General features: G+C 51.7%; 18 protein-coding genes and 1 pseudogene. 18 read left to right on the forward strand and 1 reads right to left on the reverse strand.

The window, feature by feature from the left end; all coding sequences use genetic code 11:
- Positions 1-36 precede the first annotated feature (36 nt).
- The 18 genes and pseudogenes from essC (at position 37) to L1N82_RS04640 (ending at position 17,204) form a co-directional block, all read left to right on the forward strand.
- Complete coding sequence (gene essC, locus L1N82_RS04555; RefSeq protein ID WP_235286198.1) at positions 37-4,659, forward strand: type VII secretion protein EssC; 4,623 nt, start codon at positions 37-39, stop codon at positions 4,657-4,659.
- The gene (locus tag L1N82_RS04560) at positions 4,652-4,903 is read left to right on the forward strand and encodes an EsaB/YukD family protein (protein ID WP_235286199.1); all 252 of its coding nucleotides are present in this window, start codon (positions 4,652-4,654) and stop codon (positions 4,901-4,903) included. The genes essC and L1N82_RS04560 overlap by 8 nt, the downstream gene beginning before the upstream one ends.
- Before the next feature lie 37 nt (positions 4,904-4,940).
- Positions 4,941-5,243, forward strand: a complete 303-nt coding sequence (locus L1N82_RS04565) for a WXG100 family type VII secretion target (protein ID WP_235286200.1) — start codon at positions 4,941-4,943, stop codon at positions 5,241-5,243.
- Positions 5,244-5,283: 40 nt separating this feature from the next.
- A complete protein-coding gene (locus L1N82_RS04570; protein WP_235286201.1) occupies positions 5,284-5,583 on the forward strand; it encodes a pore-forming ESAT-6 family protein in 300 nt (99 codons plus the stop codon).
- A 281-nt stretch (positions 5,584-5,864) separates the two neighbouring features.
- Complete coding sequence (locus tag L1N82_RS04575; RefSeq protein WP_235286202.1) at positions 5,865-6,551, forward strand: hypothetical protein; 687 nt, start codon at positions 5,865-5,867, stop codon at positions 6,549-6,551.
- Complete coding sequence (locus L1N82_RS04580; protein WP_235286203.1) at positions 6,551-8,023, forward strand: DUF6792 domain-containing protein; 1,473 nt, start codon at positions 6,551-6,553, stop codon at positions 8,021-8,023. The genes L1N82_RS04575 and L1N82_RS04580 overlap by 1 nt, the downstream gene beginning before the upstream one ends.
- A 13-nt stretch (positions 8,024-8,036) precedes the next feature.
- Complete coding sequence (locus tag L1N82_RS04585; protein ID WP_235286204.1) at positions 8,037-8,276, forward strand: hypothetical protein; 240 nt, start codon at positions 8,037-8,039, stop codon at positions 8,274-8,276.
- Positions 8,277-8,321: 45 nt separating this feature from the next.
- Positions 8,322-8,651 carry a WXG100 family type VII secretion target gene (locus tag L1N82_RS04590; protein WP_235286205.1) on the forward strand — a complete coding sequence of 110 codons (330 nt, stop codon included), beginning with the start codon at positions 8,322-8,324 and terminating at the stop codon, positions 8,649-8,651.
- Positions 8,652-8,700: 49 nt separating this feature from the next.
- Positions 8,701-9,909, forward strand: coding sequence for a hypothetical protein (locus L1N82_RS04595; protein WP_235286206.1), 1,209 nt, complete (start codon positions 8,701-8,703; stop codon positions 9,907-9,909).
- Between the two features lie 8 nt (positions 9,910-9,917).
- Entirely contained in the window at positions 9,918-10,676 is a 759-nt protein-coding gene (locus tag L1N82_RS04600; protein ID WP_235286207.1) for a hypothetical protein, read from the forward strand.
- A gap of 103 nt (positions 10,677-10,779) precedes the next feature.
- Positions 10,780-11,229: a DUF5085 family protein gene (locus L1N82_RS04605; RefSeq protein ID WP_235286208.1), complete on the forward strand. Its 450-nt coding sequence runs from the start codon at positions 10,780-10,782 to the stop codon at positions 11,227-11,229.
- A 5-nt stretch (positions 11,230-11,234) separates the two neighbouring features.
- A complete protein-coding gene (locus L1N82_RS04610; protein ID WP_235286209.1) occupies positions 11,235-11,696 on the forward strand; it encodes a DUF5085 family protein in 462 nt (153 codons plus the stop codon).
- A gap of 7 nt (positions 11,697-11,703) precedes the next feature.
- Positions 11,704-12,432 (forward strand): annotated as a pseudogene (locus tag L1N82_RS04615) (serine/threonine protein kinase); the annotation flags it as partial.
- Positions 12,433-12,576: 144 nt separating this feature from the next.
- Entirely contained in the window at positions 12,577-13,344 is a 768-nt protein-coding gene (locus tag L1N82_RS04620) for a vWA domain-containing protein (RefSeq protein WP_328284430.1), read from the forward strand.
- 19 nt (positions 13,345-13,363) lie between these two features.
- The gene (locus tag L1N82_RS04625; protein ID WP_235286210.1) at positions 13,364-14,170 is read left to right on the forward strand and encodes a hypothetical protein; all 807 of its coding nucleotides are present in this window, start codon (positions 13,364-13,366) and stop codon (positions 14,168-14,170) included.
- Between the two features lie 151 nt (positions 14,171-14,321).
- A complete protein-coding gene (locus L1N82_RS04630) occupies positions 14,322-14,921 on the forward strand; it encodes a hypothetical protein (protein WP_235286211.1) in 600 nt (199 codons plus the stop codon).
- Between the two features lie 208 nt (positions 14,922-15,129).
- A complete protein-coding gene (locus L1N82_RS04635; protein WP_235286212.1) occupies positions 15,130-15,564 on the forward strand; it encodes a MarR family winged helix-turn-helix transcriptional regulator in 435 nt (144 codons plus the stop codon).
- A gap of 8 nt (positions 15,565-15,572) precedes the next feature.
- Positions 15,573-17,204 carry an MDR family MFS transporter gene (locus L1N82_RS04640; protein ID WP_235286213.1) on the forward strand — a complete coding sequence of 544 codons (1,632 nt, stop codon included), beginning with the start codon at positions 15,573-15,575 and terminating at the stop codon, positions 17,202-17,204.
- A gap of 156 nt (positions 17,205-17,360) precedes the next feature.
- Here the strand turns inward: L1N82_RS04640 and L1N82_RS04645 are convergent, their stop codons facing one another.
- Positions 17,361-17,813, reverse strand: a complete 453-nt coding sequence (locus L1N82_RS04645) for a MarR family winged helix-turn-helix transcriptional regulator (RefSeq protein WP_235286214.1) — start codon at positions 17,811-17,813, stop codon at positions 17,361-17,363.
- Between the last annotated feature and the right edge of the window lie 11 nt (positions 17,814-17,824).

Here is a 17,824-nt window from a genome sequence, read left to right on the forward strand (position 1 = left end):
TTTGCCGGATACCTTACCGGCGCTAGGGGTAGTAGAATGCAGCTGTCATTGCTAACAGAGACAAGGATATATTCATCCGTTCTGCCCGCTAAGCAGAAGGGGCAGTATTGGGTAACCCATACGAACAGCAAGGGCGAAGAAGAGCGAGTTATCAGCGTGGAGGGGCTGGAAGGCAGCTGGATTCTAAAGTCCAACCGCCACGCTGTCATCCTCGACAGCCAGAACCGCAAAGTGCGGGAAGTGGCTGTCGAGCCGATGAACATCTACAACATCAAGCTGACCAGGACGGAGGAGCATGTCGTCCTGTTTGCCGAGCCGTTATCTGATGACCGGAAGGTGTTCCGCAAGCTATTGCTGCCGACCGAAGGGCGGCTGACGATCGGCCGGAGAGAGGGTTGCGACCTGCGTTATGACAACCCCTACATGTCAACCCGGCATGCTGAGCTGATTCTAAAGGACGGCACGCTCTCCGTACGGGATTGTGAGAGTGCGAACGGCACCTTTGTGAATGGCGTTAACGTGACGGATAAGCTGGTAAGCCCCGGTGATACGATTTATATGGTTGGCCTGAAAATTGTGATTGGGCGCGGCTATATTGCTGTTAATAATCCGGATGGTCAGCTTACATACAAGGAAGGCGTCTTCGAGCCCTTCCTCAAGCAGGAGCCAGTTCCCTCGGATGAGGAGGATGATGATTTCGGGGATGAGGACGCCTCGAAGCAGCTCTTCTACCGGTCGCCGAGATTCAAGCGCGATATCGAGAAGAAGGAGTTCAAGATTGACCCTCCGCCCTCGATGGGCAATATGGAGCAGATGCCCCTCATGCTGATGCTTGGACCGTCGCTGACCATGGGGATGGCGGCGATGTTCACCGGTCTTTTTACGCTCTACAACGTGATGTATAACGGCGGCAGCATGATGAATTCCATGCCGATGCTGGTCATGTCCTTCAGTATGCTGATCGGGACAATTCTGTGGCCGATCATGACCAGGCGTTATGAGGGGAAGAAGCGGCGGGAGAAGGAGAAGGAGCGGCAGGACAAATACCGTAAGTATCTGGAGCAGCTCCGTCAGCAGTTCACCAATGAGGTAGAGCATCAGAGGGAGATTTTGCACGAGAACCACCTTCCCGTTGCCCACTGTGTGACCCGTATCCGCAACCGGGAGCGCAATCTTTGGGAGCGGACACACCGTCAGAATGACTTTTTAAAGGTCAGGCTTGGTATTGGGCGTCTGCCTCTGGATGCCGACTTCCGGTTTCCGGAGAAGCGTTTTTCGTTGGAGGATGATGTTCTGCAGGAGGAACTGCAAAAGATGGCAGATGACCCCAAGGTACTGGAGCAGGTTCCAATTTCGCTTGCGATGACCGAGGATTGGGTCAGCGGCCTGATCGGCAGCAGAGAGCTTGTTATGGAGGCGGCCAGGGGACTTATCCTGCAGCTCGCAGCTCTTCACAGCTATGATGAACTCAAGATGGTGTTTCTCTACGATCCCAAGGAGCAGGGGCAGTGGGGGTTTGTCAAATGGCTTCCGCATGTGTGGAACAATGAGCGGGAGCTGCGTTTTATTGCTAATTCACCTGCTGAAGTCAAGCAGCTGTCGGCCTTCTTTGAGAAGGAGATCGCTGCCCGTGAGGAGCTGACAGCGGATGAAGACCTTAAGGATATCAGCCCTCACTACGTGATTTTCTGTGCCAGCAAGCAGTTGGCCGATAAGGCTGAGATGGTCAGCCAGATCTTGAAGCTGAAGCAGAACTTCGGCTTCAGTCTTGTCCACCTGTACGACGAGCTTATGAATCTTCCGAAGGAATGCTCGCTTGTCGTGGAATATGACGAGGGCATTTCAAAAATTTATGACAAGGATGACATCTCCGGCAGCTATATTGCTTTTCAACCGGATGAATATGACCGCCGTGATGAGCTTGACCTGGCGATCCGCCTGGCCAACATCCAGCTGAATTCATCGGCCAGCCTGTACAAGCTGCCCACCATGTTGACATTCCTTGAGATGTTCGGGGTCGGTAAGATTGAGCATTTGAACGCGCTCACCAGATGGCGTGACAACGATCCGACCCTATCACTGGAGACGCCGATCGGGATTGATACGAATGGGGATATTTTCAAGCTTGATTTGCATGAGAGATTCCATGGACCGCATGGCCTGATTGCCGGTATGACAGGCTCGGGGAAGAGTGAGTTCATTATGACGTTCATACTGTCGCTTGCTGTCAACTACCACCCGCATGAGGTAGCATTCATTCTGATTGACTATAAGGGCGGCGGCATGGCGAATGCATTCTCCACGCTTCCCCATCTGGCCGGGACGATTACGAACCTGGACGGCGCGGCTGTCAAGCGGTCACTCATTTCCATACAGAGCGAGCTGAAGCGCAGGCAGTCCATCTTTAGTGAGACTAGCAAGTCGCTCAGCATGAGCAATATGGATATTTATCAGTACCAGAAGCTGTTCCGCGAAGGCAAGGTAAGCGAGCCGCTTCAGCATTTGTTTATTATCTCGGATGAGTTTGCAGAGCTCAAGACACAGCAGCCCGAATTCATGGAACAGCTAGTCAGTGCTGCACGGATCGGGCGAAGCTTGGGGGTCCATTTGATTCTGGCGACACAGAAGCCATCGGGCGTTGTGGATGACCAGATTTGGAGTAACAGCCGCTTCCGGATCTGCTTGAAGGTTCAGGAGAAGGCGGACAGCATGGATGTGATTAAGCGGCCCGACGCCGCCAGTCTGTCGGTAACCGGACGCTTCTATGTCCAGGTAGGCTTTAATGAGCTCTTTGAGCTTGGCCAGTCGGGATGGGGCGGGGCGCCGTATTATCCGTCGGACAGGCTGGAGAAGAACGAAGATGATAGTGTAGCGGTAGTTGATAACTTGGGACGCATCGTCAAGCAGGTCAAGCTTGATAAGCGAAAGGCAATGTTCCGGAATCCGCCGAAGCAGATCGATGAGGTGAACAAGTATCTGGCTTCTATTGCAGCGGAGGAAGGGATTACAGTCCGTTCACTGTGGCTTGAACCTATTCCTGCTCTTATATACAGGGATGAACTGAAGCAGAAGTACGCTGCATCGAAGGCAGAGCCGTTCGTGCTGAATCCTATTATCGGCGAGGTGGACGATCCGGTTAACCAGCGGCAGATGCCCATGACATTTCCCCTCACGCAGGAAGGCAATGCGGTCATCTACGGTTCGGCAGGCAGCGGGAAGACAACATTCCTTACAACGCTTGTAACCGCCATGCTGGAGGAGCATACGCCGGATGAGGTTAACTTTTATATGCTTGATTTTGCATCGGAGACACTGCGTGCTTTTGAGAAGGCTCCTCATGTCGGGGATGTGCTTGTCTCGCATGAGACGGAGAAAATCCATAACCTGTTCAAGATGCTGATGCGGGAGATGGAGCAGCGGAAGAAGCGGTTTGCTGACTATGGCGGAGATTTCTCCTCATACCGCAAAGCCACGGGAGAAGCGGTTCCGGCCATTATCCTGATCATCCATAATTTCTCGGCATTCACCGAGCTTTACGATGATCTAGAGGAGACAATTGCGCTGCTTACGCGGGAGGGGCTGAAGTACGGCATCTACTTCGTGGTTACAGCACTCAACACAGGGGCTGTTCGCTACCGCATTTTACAAAATTTCAAACAGTTGTTCGTTCTGCAGTTGAACGACCAATCTGATTACTCAGGTGTTCTCGGCAACGTGGACGGAGTCTATCCGTCCAAGCTTAAAGGCCGTGGCATATATAAAACAGACCGGGTGTACGAGTTCCAGCTCGCCCATCTGGTGCGGGGCTCCGATCAGCCGTTTGACGCCATCCGTCGTATAAGTGCCAAGCTGGCAGCGGATTGGGGTAAGCCAGGGGCTGTGCGGATACCGATTCTTCCAGACCGTGTAGATTCGGCTTATCTGGCTGATGAGCTGGGCCGTCAGAGCGGCTCTAGGCTTCCGGTGGGTATCGAGAAGAGCAGTCTGAAGGTGGCGTCAGCTGACTTTGATTCCGCTTATATCAGCTTGGTATTGTCCCAGAGCAATGACAGGGCAGATTTCGCCCAGGGTCTGGCTGAGCTGTACGCGCTTCGGGGCAGCGGAAGCTTAATGGTTCTCGATCCCGAGGAGCAGTTCATTGAAGACCCGGCTGCCGGTTACCATCTGGTCTCCGGCGCGGCAGACCTGGAAGAAGCGGTTGTTGAGCTGTTCCAGATGCTTGTAACCCGCAACAATACGTACAAGGATGCGCAGGAATCCGGCGAGCCGGTTCCGGTATTCGACAAGCAGACCTGCCTGATTGTCTCGTTGTCGGGACTGTTACTGCGAGTCTCTGCAGATGCCCAGGATAAGCTGAAGGTGCTGCTGGAGCGCGGCGAGCGTGCTTATAATGTGCAGTTCATAATATGCGACAGTGCTCCTCAGATCTCAGCCGTAGCCTATGAAGCCTGGTACAAGAACAAGGTGTCGCTGGACCAGGGTATATGGCTCGGCAACGGCATCACCGACCAGTATCAGTTCAAGCTGGCTAAGATGTCGGGTGATCTGTATCAGGACATTGGCGATGACTTCGGCTATGTCATTCATAAGGGCAGGCCGACCCTCGTCAAGCTGCTGACTTCCGTTCACTATCATGCGGAGGTGGCGGAGGATGGATAAAATCTTGATCGAGCTCTATATCCCAGCCTCCGGTCAGGTCTATGACGTGTTCATACCTGTCCATCTGAAGGTGTTCGAGGTTGAAGCGCTGCTGATTAGTGCTGTAACAGATCTGACTGGCGGTTATTTTACCGCAGCTGAAGACACCGTGCTCTGTGACAGGGCAACCGGTGAAGTGCTTGATATTAACTTGTCAGTGCAGGAGCTTGGTCTCCAAAACGGCTCCGCACTGATGTTAATATAAATTCAATTTTGCTTAAACATGGAGAGGAGTTTGAAGGATGTCCAGAAAAATTGTTGTTGAACCGTCCAAGCTGGAAGCAGCAGCAGCCAAGATGGAAGCGCAGGCTGCCGACTACGAACGCCAGTACAAGCAGATGTATACGGAAGTTGAGGGTATGGGCGCTGCCTGGAAGGGTGCCGATAACCAAGCATATGTAACTCAAATCAAAGGCTTTACCGAGGACTTCGATAACATGGTGAAGCTGATGAAGGATTATGTTGAATTTCTTCGCCACAGCGCGAAGACGTACCGTGATACCCAGACCGAAACAGTTAATGCCGCTAAACGCCTGACGAACTAATTCTCAATACCTAAATCCGTAAATATAGGAGGAACTAACCATGGCAGATGGAATTAATATTTCGCTAGCGGAAGTAACGAAAACAGCTTCCACGATCAAAACGCTGAACGAGGGCCTCGCAGCCAAGCTTGATGATATTAAGAAGGAAATGAACAATCTGGCCTCTACTTGGCAGAGTGATGCTTCCGAGACAATCCGCGGCCGCTTTAACGCTCTGGCGCCACGTTTTGAGGAATACAAGAATATCGTAAATTCATACTCGGTTTTTCTTGATAATACCGTGACGAACTACAACGCTGCAGAAACAGCGATTAACAGCAACGCAAGCGCGTTCAAGTAATAGCCATAGACCGGAATGGGCAGAGGGAATTAACCCGATGCCCTTCCTTTATCGTTGCCGGTCAAGCCGGAAATTATTGGATTTTTAGCAAGAGAAGGGAACAGGATTACCATAACTATGAAAATAATTTTCTTTTATACATAGAAGCAGTATCGAACAGACGCCGGTTATCTAACTTACAGCTTGAGCGGGAGGGAGTGGGTGTCCGCATGGGAAGAGCATGGCCGGGGTGGCTGTTCCTTATATGCCTATTAATTACCTTGCTGGGAGTGACCGGTTGTATGAAGAATGACAAGAAAACGGCAGCTGACATGCTGGATTATGTGCAGTTGAAGTACGGCGGGGCTTTTGCTGCCGAAGCTTTTGAAGAGAGAGGTCTGATGCCCGAGCTTTACGGCAGTGACAGAATGCTGGTACACCCGGCGGGACAGCCTGATCTTCCGTTCTATGTGTATAAGAAAGGGAAGACCGACAGCTACACGGACAATTATATCGAAGCTTCCTTAAGTGTCCGTTACACGGCTAAGCACCAGAGAGAAGTCATGCAGCTTGATCAACGTGATATAGCCGTCAAGTTTCGCATCGGCTTTGCCGGTGCCCTGGATGATAAGAGCCTGCTTGATGCAGACCCGGACTCGGCGCTATCTGCCATCTCCCATCCTTCTATGCTCTACCTTTATGCGGGTGTCAAGGGCAGCAAAGGGGATAACCGTACGGAATCAGAATTTCTGCACCGTCTGTATCAATACATGATGGAGCTTACAGACCGTGACTTCACAGTCGTAGTGGGCTACATCGACGAAGAGGATTACGAGAAGGCTGACCAGCTCCTCCGGATCGCGCACACGGTCAACTTCAGCTGGGCTATGCTGGATGATCCCGACCTTCCTGTGGCTTGGTTCGAGCGAAGGGACAACGTGCAGGATGCTTCCTTCTTTCTACAACGTTTGGGTGGTGAACAGGAATAATGTCCATTCAACTTCAGGATCTGACCGAAGAGGAAAAATATTTTTTGGCTGAGTTTTCCTACGTGGATCTTCAGCATTCCGTACCGTATTCGCAGGGTAACTCGCACAGCATCCGTGAGGCGCTGGACAGGGCACTGATGTCAAATAATGACCCGGCTCAGGTTGAACGTATTCAATCGCTGCAGGTGCAGTATACGAAGCTTACCGAAAAGTTTAACGGCAGGCTGGAGGATGTCCATATTGTCGGCTACCAGAACACCAATCCGATTGGGAATGCGACGGAATCCTCTAAGACCGGCTTTGTCGGCTACGCTCTTGAGGATGCAGATGGCAATCAGGGCTATCTATTCCGCGGCAGTGAGCCGAATCACCTGGTTGACTGGACGGATAACGCTGCCTCATCGTTTACGGGCAATTCAACCCAGCTGAAGCAGGCGAACGCATTCTTCGAGGAGCATTCGGCCGGCAGGAGCGGGACGATATCGATGATTGGACATTCCAAAGGCAATAACCTGATGACCAGTGTCTATCTCAATAACCTGGATAAGGAAATATATGCTTATGGTATTAATGGCCAGCCCATCTACTGGTATGATCTGACGAATGAGCAGAAGGCCGCGCTTCGCGGCGACCGGTATACATTTATTATTCATGAATACGATTTTGTCAACACGCTTGGCTATGTCGATTATGTGGATAAGGTTATTGAGCTAAAAGACCCGTCCAAATTTGTTGATCCGCAAAACTTTAAAGCGGACCCCTTCCATCCGCATTCACCGGGAAGTGTAGCCTTTGACAAGAACGGTGATTTTGCCGATGTGAAGCCCCATGACCGGATTGGCCGCCAGGTTCTTAATACCGGGATAACCGTTGTCCATTGGGGAGAGCTGCTCACGGTTGAGCGAATTCGAACGCTGTTCAGTGATCCGCTCGGGATTGAAATCGCAGCCCAAATCTCCAAGGACGCTTATTATCTGCTTATCGATACGGTCAAGGTAATTGTGAGCTGTACAGCCGAGCAGCTGCATGCAGTGGCCAACTTTGTTAAGGATCAGACGGTAGCATTTATTGCCAGAGTGGAAAAACTGGCCAGGGGCATTCATGAAAAGCTGAAGAACTGGTTTGATGATGCGACCGCTGTAGTTAGAGGCGTATTAAAAACAATCAGTGACTTGCTCTCTGGAGTGGGTGGGGGGCAGGCGATAGAACCCTGCTTGTCCGTTAATCCGGCCCGGCTTGCCTATTATGCAGGCCGGATTTCATCAATCCGCAACCAAATCGCCGATATTAATGACCGGATCGACGGCTTGTACCGGAGGGTGAGCATTTTTAGCTGGGGGCATCTGTTACGGGCCGATCTTCTGACAACAAGCAGCCGCTCGCTGCAGCAGAATGTCGACTATCTGAACAACAGCGCCCAGCTCGTAAACCGTACGGAATCGCAGATTAACCGCAGAGCCCAAACCTTTTGACGGAGGATGAGCCATGAACGAAATAGATAAGCAGAAGGAAAGAGAAGAAGCGGAGCGCAGGGAAAGATCCCGGACACGTGCGGAGATTAATGAAATCATCAGGCAGCTGAACGCGGTAAGCCGGGAGCTAGATCAGCTGGCCGAAGGTGTGGCTTCAGAGTTTAGGGGGATCGGGTCGCAGATGTGCGCGTCGAGCCTGAAGAGCAATGCGGACAAATACCGCCAGGTTGCGGGTCAATTAAGCCGCATTTAACGACTTAGCTTAGGGTTCATAAACACGAATAAGAGGGTGCGTAAGATGGGGATAAATGTGGGTCTCGCCAGCTCTCAGGCCGGACAGCTCAGACAGCAGGCTTCTGAGCTGAGCGCCAGCCTGAATAACCTCGCTCAGTTTAAAGCGCAGCTGGGCCAGGGTTGGAAAGCAGAAGAAGTGGCCTATATCAATCAGGCCATCGACTCCATTCATAAGGAAATTACGCAGCTGGCCGCTGCCTTGAACAGTCTGGGCGGCGATATCGTTCAGACTGCTCAGGAAATCCGGGAAGAGGAATTAAGGCGGGAAGCTGAAGCACGGGCGGCTGCCGAAGCCGCGGCCAAGGCTGCCGCTAAAGCCCGGGCCGCCAAATAGGTACGCTGTGCCGGGCGGAATTATGCGAGTACTAGGAGGTGCCTGAGAATTGTCACGTATTTCTATTCAACCGGGTACTGTGCTTGACAGTACTGCTGCATTAAACCGTGTTTCATTGACGATGTCTAATGCCGCCTATGTTATTTCCGCTGTAAAGTCAGGGGTAGACGGACAAATTCAGGCGCGCAGAGGGATCGGCGGGCGGCTGTCGCAAGCCAGCAGAGCGGCCTCCAACCTGAACACGATGCTGAATGAGCTGTCTGATTTTGTTAAACAGTCTGTGAACCGATATGTTAAGACCGACCAGTCGATCAGCCGCAAAGCGCAGTATGTCGGATTGCTTACCGGCAGCAGTGTGTCAGATGTGAGTATTCATGCATACTCACTGCTTCTCGGAGACAGAAGGCCGTATATCGCGGCCCGCAATGCATTGCTTCTTTATGCGGCCAACGCGCTAAATTCGGGCAAAAGGCTGAAACTAGCCAAGGACCTTGGCCTGAAGTTTGTCCGAAACGCGGACGGAAGTATTTCGGTGCGGATGACCAAGGCTAATATAACAAGTAATCAGGATTATATCCGATACCGGAATATGATGAGCGAAGCGCTGGGCGGCACAGCCAAGTGGAACCGGGAGTTTCTCACACGGCTTGCGAAGGAAGGGGTGCCGATCTATGATCCCGAGAGAGGCTACTACCGGAGCAATGCGAACAAGCTGTCCAACACGCGCTTTGGTGATTTGAATCGTTACGTAGAGAGTGTTCAAGATTCCCGCGGCCAAGTGATGCGCAGCGCCACCAGGGCAGCATTTATTGATAATTTAAAGGTATGGGAGAGCTTTACCGGTTGGAAGGATGCATCGGCCATGACCAGAGTCGGTAAGGGAATTGGCGCGGCTGGTGTAGGGTTGACCGTATTCGACAATGTGGTGGATAATTTCTATGTCCAGCAAACTGGCGAGTGGCGGGCTGAGCCGGGGAAGGTAAAGGAATTTGTCGTAGATACAGCTGTGGACGTCGGTACTGCGGCCGGATCTGCGGCGGCCGGCGCGGTGGTCGGCTCGTTCTTCCTGCCGCCGGCAGGTACGGTAGTGGGTGCAGCAGCCGGAGCAGGGATTAACTTTGTTCTGAATACCAAAATGATCGGTGACCCGCCGCAGAGCGTGGTCGATGTCACCAAGAATGCGGCTAACGCAGCTGTCGACAAGATTGGCGATGCTGCCGACAGTGTCAAGAAGAAGCTGGACAAAATCTTTTGGTAGGAGGCGCTATGCTTAACCGTCTGAAGGAAGAGGATGTAATCAAGCTGAAGGCGGCTGCCTGGGACCGTCTGCATCCCGAGCGGATCGTCTTCTTCTTCTGGGGTGTCTTCATACTGGGCGCAGCAGCAACAGGTGTTGCGGCAATGGCTGCATACAACAGTCCGCAGCCTGTCAGCGGCGGATTAATGCTGACCGTTCAAGCTGCTATAGCAGTTCTGGCCATCCAGTTCATTGTATCGCTGTTATTCAGTATCGGAGATACAGCTTACAGGCTTCAGAAGCTGCAGGCGGTTTTATTAAATGTCGTGACCGTCAAGGCTTCCGTTGATATGTATGTCGTATTTTTTGTTTTATGTGAAATTCGCGGTGTGCCCGGCTATGTATCAGCTGCAGGAGCTGTAATGCTCGCCGGCGGCATTCTGTTCTTCATCCTCTCTTTGTTCCGCGGAATGAAGAGAGCGGGGAGCGGGGCGTTCCGTGCGAGCGGGCAGGGGCTGTACAATTTTAAGCAGTCGGCTGCTTATGTCAGTATCCCGGTCATCTTTGCGGCTTCCGTATTTGGGGGGTTGATTGCAAAGGCTTCCTCTGACCTGCTCCTGGTAACGGGCCAGCCTGTTGATGCCTATATGCTGCTGCTGCTGGCTGCTATATTGCAGTACAGCATTGCGGTAGCGTGGCCAGAATTCTTCTTGTTTGCTTATTGTAAAATGAGATTCCCCTCCTTCACAATGAAAAAGGAACGGCCGGCAAGAAGAACGCTCCGATAACGTATCTCAGGGCAGATGTCCTGTCCGCAACTTGCAGGGCGGTTCGGGCGTCTAATATAGAAATATGATTCTGCGAGATGACGACTAAGGTAGGGGCTTAGAGATGAAAATAAAACGCAAACCGCTTGTGTTTCATAATGTGATCAGTACGACGGCCACATGCGGGGAGAACGAATGGCACCAAATCGCCCAGGAGCTTCGCAATGCTGTGCTCCAGAACGGGCTGTATGGAACAGGACCGGTTATGTATCAGATCGGAAACGTTAACCCGCTCAGCGGGGAGGCGGAGTACAGCTTCCATATCCCAGTGAATTCACCGGTTAGTATGCCGGCGAATAATAAGTACAGCTTCACCAAGCTGCTGCACATCCCTGATGGCCTCGTATTCCGGCATGCTGATTTGGAGGAAGAGCTGGATCCGTCCTACGAGCTGCTGAGGCAGACTGCCGGGACGAGCGGGCTCACACTCCAGGAGCCATTTTACCATATTTATCTGGATGTGTACGGTGGTGGAATGATTGATATTTTTGCACCGATATCCGGGGAGGCGTGAGCATTATGTCCGTATTAACCGGAGATTTCATTCGGTATACCAATGTCCTGTCACAGGTGCACCGGTTCCACTATTCGGAAATGGATGGTTATATCCGCCGTTTTTTGCGGGATGTGATGTGGACACAGGCGACAATGAAAGGGCCGTTCTTCTACTCGCTGCTTAATGTACCGATGGATGAAGTGGCAAGTGTGGAGTTCTTCATGCCTGTGGAACAGAGTGATATACCGGTGCCTGAAGGGTTGAGATTCCACAGTTATTTTGCAGTCGAGAACATGATGACTTACTGTGTACATACGAATATTGAAACCAGCACGGAAGCGGCTTACAAAATATTGATGGATGAAGCTGAGCACAGACAGCTCCATCAAGTCACGCCATTCTTTCATGTGTTCTCGGGAGACCGGTCGTTACCTTATATGATGATTAAGATCGGCGTTGCGGAAGGCAGCGGGCAGGCAGGGTGATAAAAACATGCTGAAGAACGGACATCTGTTGGGTGGACGCTATGTAGTAGAACAAACAATCGCCAAGGGCGGCATGGGAGCTGTGTACCTTGTGCGTGACCGCAGACTGGGAGATAAGGCCTGGGCAGCCAAGGAAGTGGCGCACTATGATGCTGATGAGCGGGATTTCATTGAAGAAGCGCGCCTTCTAACCGAGCTATCCCACCCTTATATTCCTAAGGTGGTAGATTACTTCGAACCGGATTCACGGGGCAACTGCTATCTGATTATGGAGCATGTTGAGGGACGTAATCTGCATGAGCTGCTCAGCAGCAGCGACACATTGCTGACGCTTTCCAAAGCGGTTCATTATATGGTAGAGCTTTGTGACGTTCTGGCTTATCTTCATGAACGGAGCAGACCGGTCATCTTCCGCGACTTGAAGCCCTCCAATGTGATGGTGGATGAACACGGGCATATTAAACTGATAGATTTCGGCATTGCCCGCAGCTTTAAGAAGGGCCAGATGACCGATACGGTAGCGCTTGGCACGGTCGCTTTTGCGTCACCCGAGCAGCTTGAGAACAGACAGACCGACGGGCGCAGCGACCTGTACTCTCTTGGTGCAACCTTCTATTATGTTCTTACTGGGGGCAAGCACTACTATCAATCGGAAGCATCCTTCTCGATGCTGCCCGTTGGCATTCCCGGTGAGCTGAAGGAGCTGCTCGCGAGGCTGCTGGCCCGTAATCCTGAGGATCGTTTTGAGACGGCAAGGGATGTGAAGGCAGCGCTTCTGGCCGTATCATTGCCGGGTGGCTTCTTATTGACAAGGCCCGAGGAAACGCCAGTGCCAAGAACGATTCAGCAGGCAGATCCGACCGTCGCGCTAAATCCATACATTGCCCGGCGGGAACGGCAGTATACGGTGCTTGCAACGCAGTCTACCCCGGCGCTCATTATTTATCTGATTGATGTCAGCGGCTCTATGGGCATGGAGATGGAAGGCGAGCGGCGTATTGATATCGTTCGGACAGCGCTGCTTACTGCAATCAAGCAGATGGTGTTCCGCTCCACAAAGGGCAGCCGGATAGCCGGCCGGTACCGTCTTGCAATACTGGCTTACAGTGACGATGTGTACGATTTGCTGGGTGGAGTCAAGTCCATCGATGAAGTGGCGAGGACTGGCGCGCTGCCTGAGCTTGTACCGCTGAAATTTACGGATACAGCCAAGGCATTTGCCAGGGCAGAACAAATTTTGCTTGAAGAGCTGCCCGGAATGGATAATTGTCCGGCACCGCTGATCTGTCATATGACAGACGGTGCCCACACAGGAGAAGATCCCGAACCGATAGCAAAGCGGATCATGGAGATGGCTGTTCCTGATGGCCATGTTCTGATCGAGAATATATTCATTACGGATACAGTAGCTGACGAAGCATTGAAGGATGCGAAGAGATGGAAAGGCTATCTGCCCGATACGCCGCTTCAGGATGAGTACCTGCGCAAGCTCCGTAATATGTCATCAATTTTGCCGGAAAGCTATCGCGATATGGTGCTGGAGTCATCCTACTCCTTGGAGAGAGGCACCGTTATGCTGCTGCCGGGAACGAGTACGGAGCTGGTAGGGCTTGGTCTCCAGATGTCGGCTGCCACGCCGATTCGATGAGCGGGAGGATGTGTTTTATATGGAAAGGTTTCACACCGACCAGCATACCGAGATACCGGTTACCAGCCGGGAATACGGTTCTCTTCGCCTGAAGTATTCCTATGCGCGTTCAAGGGAAACCCAGCTGGATGGGGAGGCCGGGCAGGATTATTTGTCCTATCTCGTTAAGGATGGCCAGTTGTCCTTTTGTATATGCGATGGAGTCAGCATGTCGTTCTGCGGCCAGCTGGCGTCCAGATATTTGGGGAATGAACTTGTCGCTTTTATGGAGCACGCAGACAGCGGCGGCTCGGACGGGGTTAGTCTGCAGCGCCAGCTGCAGCAGTATATGAAGGACATTACCGTACCTGCTACCGATATGGTTAACCGTTATGAACTCCCTTCAAGTATTGGCGGTTTATTCCGTGAAGTGCTGGAGGAGAAGCGGCGGATTGGCAGCGAGACGACCTTTGTTTGCGGCAGGGTGCGTACTGTCACTGGGGAGAAAGGCGGTCTGGAGATTGTTCTCGCCTGGATGGGAGATACGAAGATCCGGCTGTGGCATGATATGTTAGAGCGGACCAGCCGGCTGGAGGGTGATTTTTCCAAATGGAATCGCTGGTCTACCTTAAAGGGCGGCATAGGGGAGGGACCCTTCATTTACAAGGCTACCCTTAATTCACCGCCTGCGGCAGCTTTCAATCGTATACAGATCTATACGGACGGCTTGCATGCCTATGACGAGTGGACACGTCCTCTGGAGGATCATGAATTGATGTATCTGGTAAGAGAGGCATATACAAGTCCGGACAGCGATGATCTGACATTCCTGGAGCTTTCCTGGTAACGGGTAGTAGCTTATTAATTTCATTTGTACGTTTAATCGTAGCGCCTTCAAGCGACCAGCATGAAGGCGCTTTGCGTTCCGATTATGTTATGGATATGCAACAACTGGAAGCTCTGGGTCGTCTTGTTTAATAAAAGGCGGTGACCGCAGGATGTTGAAGAAACTTCTGCTGTGCATAGTTTGTGCACTGCTGCTCCTTAGTATCACATTCGTAGCTGACTACAGAAAGGCACAGGCTTGCTCATGTGCTTCTCCAAGGGCCATGGATGAAATTATGCAGGGAGAGGACGAGGTGTTTACGGCAACGGTAAAGGGAATATCCAAGCCGGGCGGCAGACTTTTGTCAAGCATGGACCCTATAGAGGTAAGAATGATTGTCAACAAGGTTTGGAAGGGAAATATAGCGGCCGCGGTAGTCGTCAAGACGGCTCAAAGCTCGGCAAGCTGTGGTTATGATGGTTTCAAGGAAGGCGGCTCTTATCTGGTCATTGCGGAGGAGACGCCGAACGGACTATACACCGGGCTTTGTTCCGGCACTAAATCGCTGGCATCCGCAGGTAAGGAGCTTGCTTACTTGGGAGAAGGATATGCCCCTGGTCCAGCTGCGGCAGAACCTGTGGAATCGAAGCATGATATACAAGTCCGGCAAGGTGAAAATAGCGGTTATGGCCACTATATACTGCTGGCTGCTGCTGTCATGCTAGCGGCTGTCCTCTGGGCAGCTGTCATCTTGAGTAGAATGAAGGGCTAGGTTGACAGCTTATATGCCGAGGGTTGTCTCGGCCGCTTCCCGTATATGGGATGCGGTTTCTTTTTGCATGCATACAAATGGATTCCGCGAGGGGATGTTACCTGTAGAGTGTTGACAATATTAACGGATCGGCGTATATTATACTTCATTGGTAAAATGTTTAGTACTAAACTAAAGGGACGTGCATTAGGAGAAAGAAGGGGATAAAGTGGCAGACAGAGATCAACTGCTAGAGCTTACCGCATTGTTCAAAACCGTAATCAAGCGCTTCAGGGCGGAATGGGCCAAAGGTATTGAAGATGATATGACGGTTACCCAATTCCGGCTGCTCCAGCTGCTAAAGACTGAAGGGCAGAAGAAGACGATGGATATCGCCGAAGCGTTAATGGTCACACCGGGGGCTGTTACTGGTATGGCTGATAAGCTGATTGCGGGCGGACTTGTTGTCAGGAAGAAGAGTGAGCTGGATCGGAGAGTAGCCTATCTGGAAATAACGGAGAAAGGCATGAAACGGGCGGATGAACTGCTGGATAAACAGATCCAGACAGTCGGCAATTTGTTTCGGGACTTTCCCGATGAGGATATTGAGCATCTTAAACGGATCTATAAGAATCTATTAAAAAACCTGGGTGAGAAGGAGTAGAGAGGGCTATGGAGCACTTATCAGAAAAACGCAAATTGACTATCATGATGGCCATTATAGCCGCGATGTTCTTCTCGGCAATAAACCAGACCATTGTCAGTACCGCTATGCCGCGCATTATCTCAGCGTTGAACGGCATGGATTACTACACGTGGGTCATAACTATTTATATGCTGACCTCTACAATAGCAACTGTACTGGTCGGCAAGCTGTCAGACATTTATGGGCGTAAGCCTTTCATATTGGGCGGTATCGTGCTGTTTGTGATTGGAGCACTCATGACCGGCTTCTCAGAAGATATTTTCCAGCTGATTACTTACCGGGGTATACAGGGTGTGGGAGCCGGTATCATTATGTCCTCGGCATTCACTGCGGTTGGCGACTTGTATGCGCCTCGTGAGCGCGGCAAGTGGACTGGTATTATGATGGCGGTATTCGGATTCTCCAGTATCATTGGCCCTACACTCGGCGGCTGGATTGTCGATCATATGGACTGGGAGTGGGTATTCTGGATCTTCCTGCCGCTTGGGGTTGTGGCATTCATCATGATTTTGTCGCTGTTTCCGAAGGTGCCCCGCAAGCAGGCAGAATCGATTGACTATCTGGGCTCGCTCTTCATTACGCTGGCGATTGTCCCGCTGCTGTTAGCCTTCTCCTGGGCTGGCAAGGATTACGAATGGGGCTCGCCGGAAATCCTGCTGCTGTTCGCAGGGTCGGTTATCAGTGCCGTCATCTTCCTGGTTGTTGAGACGAAGGTGAAGAGTCCGATTCTGCCGCTGCCGATTTTGCGCAACCGCATTGTAACGCTTTCCAATCTGTCCGGCTTCCTGATGAATGCCGGTATGATGGGTGCGCTCATATACCTGCCATTCTTCATTCAAGGTGTCAAAGGCATTGCACCTACTTATTCGGGTTATGTTACCATGCCGATGTCAATCAGTATGGTTGTCATTAGTGCTGTCACAGGACGTCTGATTACGAAGACAGGAAAATACAAGCGCTTTGCGCTGCTGGGAACCCTTCTAATGATTGCCGGTATGCTGATTATGGCTTATATGACGACAATTTGGGTTGCGGTTATCGCCATGGTTGTGTTTGGGCTCGGTCTTGGACTTGGTATGCCGGTGTTCAGTCTCACGGTTCAAAATGCCGTCAAGCCGGCAGAGCTTGGCGTAGCAACGGCGTCCTCTCAGCTGTTCCGTAACCTGGGTGGGACAATCGGCATCTCGGTTATGGGTACCATAATGTCCACCAGCCTGGCAAATAATATGAAGGAAAAAATGGCGTCCGCCGAAGCCGCGGCTGACTTAACGAAGCTCGATCCCGTGACAGCAGAACAGCTGTCGGTGCTTCAGGATCCCACAGTGCTGCTGGATCAACCGAAGCTTGAGCTGCTGCAGCAGTCGCTTCCTGAGCAGATTCAGCCAATCTTTACAGGGATTCTTGAAACGCTGCGCAGTGCGCTCAGTGCTTCACTGACCACTGTATTCCTGGCCGGAACAGCCCTGCTGGTTGTCGCGGTCATACTGGTTGTCTTCCTGGAGGAGATACCACTGCGAACTTCCAACAAGATGCCGGAGACGACAGCCGGCGCTTCGAAGGAAGAGCAGGACCCGGCAGGCAAGCCGGCTTTAGGATAAAAATGTATTCATCCGCTGAACAGGTTGAATTAAGTTAAGTTTATATGAATGCAAAAAATCGCTCCAAGGCTTACGATGGAAGTGACCATCCAGCCTGTGGGGCGATTTTTGTGCAGTTAACGTTAATTCGTGAATAGGATACATCGGAGGGACGACTCAAGTACCCGTCTTGAGAAGGATTTCCTTCATCCGGTTCATGTGTACAATCATATCATTAAGGTCTTCCTCTTCAAGACCGCTAAGCATATCCTTAACTCTGCCGGCAATTACGCGGTGGAAGATGCCGCAAATTTGATCTCCCTTAGGGGTGATTTCAATATAGGTTACCCGCCGGTCCTGTGTGCATGGCTTGCGGCAGGCGAGGCCCTCCTGAACCAGCTTGTCAATCAGCGGAGTCATGTTCGGCCGGGAGATGGAGATCTGCTGGGACAAATCGGACACGGTAGCTCTGCGCATCTCGTTCAGAATGATCAAGAGGCGGCCGTTGGCAGGTGTCAGATGAAGGGCTGGCAGGTCTTCCTCAGGTATACGGTCGAATATCTTCTTATGAAGAAGGGGCATCAGCACCATAAATTGTTGGGACAGTTCTTCAATAAGCTCGTCTCGCATGGTCACACCAT

Source organism: Paenibacillus tarimensis (assembly GCF_021532315.1).
In the GTDB taxonomy this organism is placed as follows: domain Bacteria; phylum Bacillota; class Bacilli; order Paenibacillales; family Paenibacillaceae; genus Paenibacillus_I; species Paenibacillus_I tarimensis.